At 34.1% G+C, this 9,000-nt stretch carries 6 protein-coding genes, 1 tRNA gene and 3 pseudogenes; 3 read left to right on the top strand and 7 right to left on the bottom strand.

The features are described 5' to 3' along the window. Nucleotides 1-927: 927 nt before the first annotated feature. The 5 genes and pseudogenes from FG390_RS15360 to FG390_RS15340 form a co-directional block, all read right to left on the bottom strand. Nucleotides 928-1,003, bottom strand: a tRNA-Met gene (locus FG390_RS15360). A gap of 271 nt (nucleotides 1,004-1,274) precedes the next feature. Next, complete coding sequence (locus FG390_RS15355) at nucleotides 1,275-3,092, bottom strand: YecA family protein (RefSeq protein ID WP_141191913.1); 1,818 nt, start codon at nucleotides 3,090-3,092, stop codon at nucleotides 1,275-1,277. Nucleotides 3,093-3,698: 606 nt separating this feature from the next. Next, nucleotides 3,699-4,171, bottom strand: a pseudogene (hxlB, locus tag FG390_RS15350) (6-phospho-3-hexuloisomerase); the annotation flags it as partial. Beyond that, nucleotides 4,167-4,595: pseudogene (gene hxlA, locus FG390_RS15345) on the bottom strand (3-hexulose-6-phosphate synthase); the annotation flags it as partial. The pseudogenes hxlA and hxlB, both read right to left, overlap by 5 nt. Before the next feature lie 213 nt (nucleotides 4,596-4,808). Further along, nucleotides 4,809-5,198, bottom strand: a complete 390-nt coding sequence (locus FG390_RS15340) for a winged helix-turn-helix transcriptional regulator (RefSeq protein WP_141191914.1) — start codon at nucleotides 5,196-5,198, stop codon at nucleotides 4,809-4,811. Between the two features lie 423 nt (nucleotides 5,199-5,621). Here FG390_RS15340 and FG390_RS15335 point away from each other — a divergent pair, with 423 nt between their 5' ends. Next, nucleotides 5,622-6,230 carry a methyltransferase gene (locus FG390_RS15335; protein ID WP_141191911.1) on the top strand — a complete coding sequence of 203 codons (609 nt, stop codon included), beginning with the start codon at nucleotides 5,622-5,624 and terminating at the stop codon, nucleotides 6,228-6,230. Here FG390_RS15335 and FG390_RS16280 read toward each other — a convergent pair. Together FG390_RS16280 and FG390_RS15870 are read right to left on the bottom strand one after the other, a co-directional pair. After that, a complete protein-coding gene (locus tag FG390_RS16280) occupies nucleotides 6,212-6,334 on the bottom strand; it encodes a hypothetical protein (RefSeq protein ID WP_181406526.1) in 123 nt (40 codons plus the stop codon). The two genes, FG390_RS15335 and FG390_RS16280, sit on opposite strands and share 19 nt — an antisense overlap. Nucleotides 6,335-6,505: 171 nt before the next feature. After that, nucleotides 6,506-6,664: a hypothetical protein gene (locus tag FG390_RS15870; protein ID WP_181406525.1), complete on the bottom strand. Its 159-nt coding sequence runs from the start codon at nucleotides 6,662-6,664 to the stop codon at nucleotides 6,506-6,508. 142 nt (nucleotides 6,665-6,806) lie between these two features. Between FG390_RS15870 and FG390_RS15330 the strand changes: the two genes are divergently transcribed. Beyond that, on the top strand, nucleotides 6,807-7,799 hold the full coding sequence (locus FG390_RS15330) for a C-terminal binding protein (RefSeq protein ID WP_141191910.1): 993 nt from the start codon (nucleotides 6,807-6,809) through the stop codon (nucleotides 7,797-7,799). Nucleotides 7,800-8,205: 406 nt separating this feature from the next. After that, a pseudogene (locus tag FG390_RS15865) lies at nucleotides 8,206-8,560 on the top strand (serine hydrolase domain-containing protein); the annotation flags it as partial. Between the last annotated feature and the right edge of the window lie 440 nt (nucleotides 8,561-9,000).

Below are 9,000 nucleotides of genomic sequence, written 5' to 3'. Positions count from 1 at the left end.
CATGTATTAGGCACGCCGCCAGCGTTCGTCCTGAGCCAGGATCAAACTCTCCGATGATGCACAGGATGTGCAAATGTCGGTGTTGTCACAGGATGTGACGTTCTTAACCGACTTCCTTTAACAGGTACGAGCGTCGGTGTTGTCACAGGACGTGACACTCTTAACCGACGGTCCTTAACCTGTTATAGTTCATTTATAATGAACAAATCATTAAATCGTTTCATTTGATCCATCGCTCTTTTTTCAAAGAAATCAATCGGTGTTACCCGTTTGATATTACGCTTGGCTTTTGTTTAGTTTTCAAAGAACAATCTCTTAATCTAACGTTTTTCAACAGCAACTTTTATAGTCTATCACATTCAAAAGTCGGTGTCAATAACTTTTTTTATTGCTTACTGTTAATTCGTAACAGTAACTTTTAAAGTATATCAAACGCAAAAATTATTGTCAATAGATCTTTCATTTCTTATCGTTGCCTCACAACGGCAACTTCTGTATTATAACTCTATCAAACAATCATGTCAACAACTTTTTTGAGTCATTTAATTGTTTAATTGAGCGACGCTGAATAATATAACATACTCATTTTCAATCGTCAATACTTTTTCAAAAAAAAACTTTTATATAGTAATTCAGCTTCAAAGATATACTTTTATCGTTTACTCGATGTGTTAATAACATATATTTAAAGCATACGATGCATATATTATTGAAATTATTTCCCCCTATCTCTACCACATAAATTTACAGAAACTATGTACTTGATTTGGGGAAAGCATTAAGATCTGGAACATATCTTTCATGATGTATTTGAATGAACAATTTGAAATAACTTGTCTTTTTCGGATATCGTCACAGAAAAATTTCAAATTTAATTAGAGAAAATTCACTATACTAAAACCCTCACAATAATGTGAGGGTTTTTGATGGATCCTGCCAGATTCGAACTGACAAAATGCAAAATCGTTATGATTTTACTGCTCTACCTTTGAGCTAAGGATCCAAAAGCTACGATAAACTTAATATGTACAATTAGATTAAAATTTATAACACATTAAATAACTTAACTTCTTATTTATTGTAAAATGTTTTGTTCAAAATAGACATTAATTCAATGCATATAGTCATCTTCTTTTATTTTAATAACAGGGTTGTTCAATCATATGCCAAAATGCTAAGAAACAAATGTAGATAAGAGGTACCATAACCTTAAGGCTATGGTACCTTTTAATAGCTTTCGATTACTTCAGTTTCAATTTATCGTTTAAAATAAATCAAACGTATTCTAATATTTTTTCTTCATTAACTTCATTAACAACATGATTCACATACTGGTTTATTTCCTTATTATATTTTTTATCTAGCCATTTCGTAAAAGTCTTCATTGTGCTTATGAAATCTTTTAGTCGTGTTTTACTTACGGATTCATACAAATTAAAAATATCCTCCGCAAATAATTTATTCCAGAAAAGTTCGTTACATTGTTCCCAGCTTTGGAAAGATTGGCGATCGAGGCAAAATCTTAAATCAGTAAGACTAGATTGATACTTTCTTACGGTACTAGGTGATTTTCCAGTTGTCTTCTCTTTGAAGAATGTAACGATATCTAATGCGTAAAAATGATCCATCGTTTCAGGTGTAAAACCAAGATCCGTATAAAATGGGACATCATCCTTATTAAGCTTAGAAGGTTTCTTATCTTGCGGATACAGTAACTGCAGAGATGATATCCTTTTATCATATCCTGTAACAAATGGTGATAATGGTAAACCTAACTGATTCCTTATTGTATTAAAATCAGCTGAAACATCCACTTTTCCAAACTGATCCAATACGGTTTGATAGAGATGATATTCAAGTTGTTTTAGCCAAATATCTACCTCTTCTACTCGACCCATAGTCATTAATTCGTTAATGGTGTTATGACCTAAACTAGGAAGTCTCGTATCATCCTCGAAATTAAGACTATTTTGTGCAAATATAGCAGCGTACTTAGGAACGTCATTATCCATTGTTACAAGCATATTCCGTATATCTACATGCAAAGGAACGTTTGTTGATCTCACATTTTCATCAAGATAAGAGACAGCATGACCTATTTCTTTCATTTTCTTTTTTAAGTTGTCTTTCACATTTTCATTCATACAAGAAATATACAAATGATGATGATCAATGGAAAGGGTACCTTCTACCTCAGCAAATTTAACCTCTCCAGTTATTTCGCTGTCACTATACACTTTCCAATCCTTTACCCAGCTAACACTTTTTTCTTTCGATTCCCACTTATCGAATTCTACTTCTTGTTGATTATGTAAATAATTGATGAGTGCTTGCTCATTTTTAATATCGTATTTGAGTGTGTAATGATGAATCCTTTTAGATTCTTGACTTTCATTTCCTAATAAATCGGCTAACAATTCTGGGAAATATTCAAATAAAATACGTTCATTATTACTACCAGATTTCGCCATTAGTTTTGTCAATTTTTCTGTGATTCGATGTATAACTTCCGGTCCTTTAAAGAATTTCATTCCATTAAAATAATACTTATCTTCCCTTTTCTCTAATAGTCCAATCGTTCCGTACCAAGGAGAAAAATATGGGACGTTTTCTTTTATATAAGGGGATTTAAAAATTTCTTTTGTTATGACATCCTTAAACAGGATTTCATAACCTTTACGATCAACAGCTTGTACAATTCTTGGCTTTAATGCCACCCAATTCTTAGCCACTTCCTTTTCTTCTCTTACTAATTTATGCTCGTTTTCTTGATAGAACCATTCAACCCCTCGAAGATTATTATCAAATCTATGAAAAAAATATAACCAAAATCGAAAGAAACCTGATCTTAATTTTGCGTCCACTCGTCTAGCTGACCGCTTATTAAATTCAGATTCTAATTGATAAAATTCAGTGGTCGAAACATGTTTTTCAATAAATGATTTTATTTTCTCGACGAGAGTATGCTTCTGTTGTAAGAAACGCTGCAATTTTACCGTTTCTGTTTGAATCACAGCTTCCTTTTTCATACAACATTTTTTATACTTCTTTCCACTTCCGCACGGACATGGATCATTTCGTTTTATACTCATATATACTGTAACCCCTTTCCGACAATCACTACTACCATTAAAACATAATTTACAAGTAAAATCAGAAATGAAAAATATCAAAAAATTTTACACTAAGTAAAATTCCTCGAAATTCAAACCACGTATCGTAGTATATAAGTGGTCTAATCTTATGTATTTTTCACCATTTTCTTGGAAATTCATCAGGCGCCTAAGTCTTTGGCATGAATGTCTAAACGATGCACTCACGATCTATCTGAATATAGTGTACGTGTTTCTCCCCTTATAGAGGTTGTTCAAAAAGTCACCTAATGAATCGCTCACGCGGGCGCTTCAAGCTACCACAACGCGAGGAATGTCGGTCCTAAGGAACTGCACCGCTCTTAGCCTTCCGACGCCCAGGACGGGCTAGTACTGGCGTTCTGGCAGGATGCCAGCGTACTTAGCCAGTAACCCTTCTAGTTTGCCACCTTTTTGACACGCATTTATAAGTCTATCATATTAATAAAAACATGTCCTAGGATGGACTTGTCTCTTTTATAGATCTCATTTCAATCTATAAAAAAGTTGACTCAAATAATCTCTTTGAAGATTTTCCGAGTCAACTCATTTAATTAGTCTGATGAATTATTCAAGATTCGCGTGTCTCGTGAACATCGTCGAAGAATTTAGCCCTTTTTTCTCCATCAATTTTAAGATGACGCTATCAAATAGCAACAATAAGGTCTGTTCAAATAGAGAGGCCATGGGTTGTATCGTCTCGTATTGACTTTTTTCCTTCTCTTTAGGAGATCCTGGTAATTTTACGCTAGGTTGGGCTAATTTCCCTATGGTCGATTCAGGATTAATCGTGACTAGTGAAAGTTTTGCCTCTATATCTTTTGCCTTTTGAGCCATTGAAACTAAACTCTTTGTTTACCAGAACCCGACGCCATTATTAATAGATCCTCTTTTTCCAATCTTGGCGCAATCGTTTCACCAACAGCATAAGCTTCTAAACCTATATGCATCATTCGCATAGCAAAAGATTTGATCATAAATCCGGATCTACCCGCACCAGCAACAAATATCTTTCTAGCTTGCATAATACCGTCCACCAACAGCTTGCAGGTCATAACCCGTGTGAACACAAATGTAATCAACGCCGAGAGCATCGATTTCCTCTGCCCGCTTACCAATTTCTTTTACATTAATCATATCAACTAAGATTTTTGTACCTTGTTTCTTTGCTTCCTCTACCGCACCTTTAATGGTTTCATCATCGGTTGCTCCAAGCACTGTAATGATATCTGCTCCTGCTTCAGAAGCTTTCATGACTTCATAAGCTCCTGCATCCATAATTTTTAAATCCGCAAGTACTTTTAAAGAAGGAAACGACTCTTTGATTTCTTTAACTGCTTTAAGACCTTCATTTATTACGACTGGAGTCCCAATTTCCACAATGTCAATATGATCTTGTACCTCTCTCACGACATCTTTTGCTTCTGGAATATTAACAAGATCTAGTGCTAGTTGAAGTTCCATATATAAAATCCTCCTCAATTAAATTTGACTTTCTCACATAACTTAGTCTAGATCAAACATCTGAATTCCGTAAGTACGCACATTTCAGACATATAGTTACATTGAGGATACTGTTAATTAGCCAAATCACTTTAAGGAAAAATTAAAAAAACACTTCAGAAACAACCTCATGTTTACTGAACTGTTTTCAATCCTTATTATTTGTTAGAGTAACTACTTTTTATTTACACCTAAATATTGAGGAATCGTTTTTTCATTTGACGGCCTACATTCCATTGTTTCATCGTGTTTTTGCATGACCTTCATATAACTTTTACCCCATTGATACATTGCACCAAGAATGGGAAGCAAACTTTTTCCATGCTCAGTCAATGAATACTCTACTTTAGGTGGTACAACAGGATAAACTTCCCGGTGAATAATAAGATCCCTTTCAAGTTCCCTTAATTGATTCGTAAGCATTCTTTGAGTAATATCAGGTATAAGAGATCTCAATTCATTAAAACGTTTTGTTCCTTCATTTCCTAAATGCCATAAAATCATCATCTTCCATTTACCTGAAATCACAGCTAATGTTAATTCTTTTTCACAGTTAATATTCATATTCCAAACATTTCCCAATGATTGTTTCACCTCTAAGTTATCAATAAAATCATTTATCCCGAATTAACGGGCAGTAAGACCCCCACCTCAAGGTAATGAATATAAACGAGCATTCCTAGGTGGGGGATAACTGCCCGTAAAAGCCCGATTGGTTCAGGCTTACAATCAGTAGGGGATGAAGAAAACCCCCACTGATTGAAGTTTCACTTTATTGAGTCATTTCAAGTTATGGAAAGTATAGAAAAGTATACCTACAAATTATAATTAATTATAACGGTGTTAATTTATCTGTGCAAAGAGAATGCTTTTTTGAAAAAATCGAAGTACAACATCGCTCTGGAAAGATGACTTAAAAGCCAAATAATTTTGATTTAAATCTAAAACATCATAAAATAAGGATTATACGATATGAAGGAGAAGAGTATGAACGAACGATATTATGATAATTTATTAAATATAAGAACACGAGGAACTCAGGAAGGTTTTCTTCAATCCGCCCATTATAATCGGTATGAACCTACCCCTTATCTTGCATTAGAGACATTATTTTCTACATATGAATTGAATCCTACTGACCAGATTGTTGACTTTGGTTGTGGGAAAGGACGATTAAACTTCTATATCAATTACCACTTTTGCGCCTCTGTTGTAGGCATAGAAATGAACAAAGCCCTTTATCAACAGGCTCTTGAAAATCAAGCTCATTTTTTAAAAAAGAACAAACATCGCCGTGATAAAATTCATTTCCATTGTTGTTTGGCAGAAAACTATCAAATTGATTTACTAGACAATCGATTTTACTTTTTTAACCCATTTTCTGTAGAAATTTTTATAAAGGTAATTAATAATATACTAGATTCCGTGGAAAGATCCGAGCGAGACATCGAGTTGATTTTGTATTACCCACCCGTCGATTATATTTCTTATTTAGAGCGTCAAACTTCCTTTGAACTTAAGATGGAAATTAAACTACCTGGATTATATGAGAAAAATCCAAATGAGCGGTTTATGATTTACCGGTTGGCCAAGTAGTCGTTGGTTATACATATATTTTTTATCAGAGAAGATTGTGTGATACCTAATGCCTCAGCCACTTTTCTCTTTGTTCCGTAAGTCTCATACACCTGTTTAATCATGTTCTTTTCTTATATTTCATAACGAGTTTATAACAGCAGGCTTCTAAAGCCTTCACCCTTTTTAGTACCTTTGTTGGTGCTCTTGTATCTGCTGTTATTTGGATTTTTTATCAGAAAGGGACGTAGCATTTTTTCTAGTAGTAGATACGCAAGGAGCGATTTACGTTACCCTTATAATGTAGTGGTTTTCCCTGCCCCACCTGTTAACTTATCTGAATGGTACGAACACTGTTGGTCTTTTGTATTTAAACCAGTTCTGTCCCAAACAAAATGGCCATAAAGACTGTCTTTTGCCATGTTGGCTCTACTCTGTGAATTAAATGATTCCATAGCAGTCGTTCCTAATAAAATTAATTTAGCAGCTAACTTATATGATTTTTTAAAGAATACCCTATTTCATGATTTGTGGTAAAAAGTATGATAAAATGGTAAACGTTTTCATAAAATTAGTGAATGAAAGGGGTGGTTATCCATGAGTAGATTTAAAGTTATGGTAACGGATTATGAGTACAAAGACCTTCTGATTGAAGAAGAGATACTCAATCAGTTCAATATTGAGTTGATTGCTTGTCAATGTCATACAGAAGATGATGTAATTGATGCATGCCGAAATGCTGATGCCATCATTAATCAATATGCACCCATTACAAAGAAAGTCATTCAATCGTTGACCAATTGTAAAATTATTGCCCGTTATGGGATTGGCGTTAATACAATTGACATTGATGCTGCAACAAAAAGTCATATCATCATCTCTAATGTCCCCGATTACTGTATTGATGAAGTTTCAAATCACGCTATTAGTCTGCTGTTATCTTTGGCTAGAAAAATACCTTTTTATAACCAAAAAGTAAAAAATCAGAAATGGGATTATAAAGAAGGTGCCCCATTGTTTCGTTTAAAAAATCAAACCCTTGGACTTGTCGGATTTGGACGAATTCCACAGCTCGTCGCAAAAAAAGCTAAAGCATTTGGTTTGAATATTTTAGCTTATGACCCCTATGTGGATGAAACTATTGCCCAAGAAAGACAAGTGAGGCTAGTTGATTTAAATACGTTATGTAGACAATCTGACTTTATATCACTCCATGCTCCGCTAACAAATCAAACCAAAGATATGATTGGCGAGGCGGAATTCTCAATAATGAAAAAGCAATCCTATCTCATAAATACAGCTAGAGGACCACTCATTAATGAATCAGCTTTAATTCAGGCTATTAAAGAAAAGAAAATTGCCGGAGCTGCTCTTGACGTTTTATCATCTGAACCCATTTCACCAGATCATCCTTTTCTACAACTTGAGAATGTTATTTTAACCCCTCACGTTGCTTGGTACTCAGAAGAATCAGAGATTGATCTAAGAAAAAAAGTAGCCCAAAGTATTATGGATGTATTGCATGGTTACTATCCAAACTATATCGTTAATCGAGAATTATACCAAAAAAGATTCCTGAAAGTGAAATAGAATATAAAACAATTTAGAGTTTCTCCTCGTCACTTTATTACTTGGTTCTATCTTTTGAAAAGAAATCCAGATACCATGGTAAATTCCGGGTTTCTTTTCAAATTTATGGACTTAAATGGTTTGTAATATCTTTCATCTTTCTGATTTGCTTATAAATATTCGAGTACACATCTATAGTATCTAATTATTTAAGTTAGGAAGTTTGGAGGCCTTACATTTACTATGAAACTAAATATACCTATTTATGAACCTATGAAACACTACAATATAACTTGTTTAAGCATTTCTTTAATTTGTAATGGTCAAATCAGTATAAAAAAAGGTTTCGGTCTTCTTGAAAGTGGAACCAGTAGAAGTAGAATGGTAGATAATCAATCTATTTTTAACGCCTGTTGTTGTTCCTGGCAAGTATCCTATTTACCCTTATCCAGCAGCTTCTGGTCTTTGGACAACACCATCAGATATAGCTGTGATAGTGATTGAATTAATAAACTCCCTAAAAGGCAAAAGTAAAATAGGATTATCTGTAGATATTGCGAAAGAAATGATAACCATACAAATGGACAGGTCTTGGAGTTTTTCTGGATGGAAAAGATCAGGAAATAGAAATATCTTCTCTTGGTTGGGGCGTAGGATTTCAATGTATGATGGTCGCTTATCCCTACTTAGAAACAGGGGCTGTCATTATGACAAATACAGATTTAGGGATACACCAGTTAAAAGGAATTATTGGAAAATTATATCGTTCACTAAGTTTTTAATCTTTTTATTGTGGGAATTTTGAACAACTTTTTTAAGAATTGTTTAACCTAGCGCAAGCTAAAGACCGTTTTGCTCCACTTCTGGGTTAATAAAAAAAGATGGAAATTGAAAAGTTGACTTTTTCCTTTTATCTGTTTACGGGATACTCGCTTTGCCGCTCCTAATCACCTTAGACGCTCTGCATAAAAATCATGTTCGGACTAGAACTTCAATGGCATGCCTGATGGTTTGAAAAAAGACGTTCTTGATTGAATTGAGCTACTTTCCGGTTTATTGAGCTACTTTCCGTTTTATTGAGCGACTTTCCGTTTTATTGAGCGACTTTCCGTTTTATTGAGCTACTTTCCGTTTTATTGAGCGACTTTCCGTTTTATTGAGCTACTTTCCGTTTTATTGAGCTACTTTCCGTTTTATTGAGCTACTTTCCGTTTTATTGAGC

The organism is Terrilactibacillus laevilacticus (assembly GCF_006517395.1).
Lineage (GTDB): Bacteria > Bacillota > Bacilli > Bacillales > Sporolactobacillaceae > Terrilactibacillus > Terrilactibacillus laevilacticus.
This window is presented reverse-complemented; position numbering and strand designations above follow the sequence as displayed.

Excerpts from the sequence above, each read along its gene's own strand:
- FG390_RS15340 (WP_141191914.1), bottom strand. The coding sequence starts at position 5,198 with ATGAATATTAACTGTGAAAAAGAATTAACATTAGCTGTGATTTCAGGT.
- FG390_RS15330 (WP_141191910.1), top strand. The coding sequence starts at position 6,807 with ATGAGTAGATTTAAAGTTATGGTAACGGATTATGAGTACAAAGACCTT.
- FG390_RS15355 (WP_141191913.1), bottom strand. The coding sequence starts at position 3,092 with ATGAGTATAAAACGAAATGATCCATGTCCGTGCGGAAGTGGAAAGAAG.
- FG390_RS15870 (WP_181406525.1), bottom strand. The coding sequence starts at position 6,664 with ATGGAATCATTTAATTCACAGAGTAGAGCCAACATGGCAAAAGACAGT.
- FG390_RS15335 (WP_141191911.1), top strand. The coding sequence starts at position 5,622 with ATGAACGAACGATATTATGATAATTTATTAAATATAAGAACACGAGGA.
- FG390_RS16280 (WP_181406526.1), bottom strand. The coding sequence starts at position 6,334 with ATGATTAAACAGGTGTATGAGACTTACGGAACAAAGAGAAAAGTGGCT.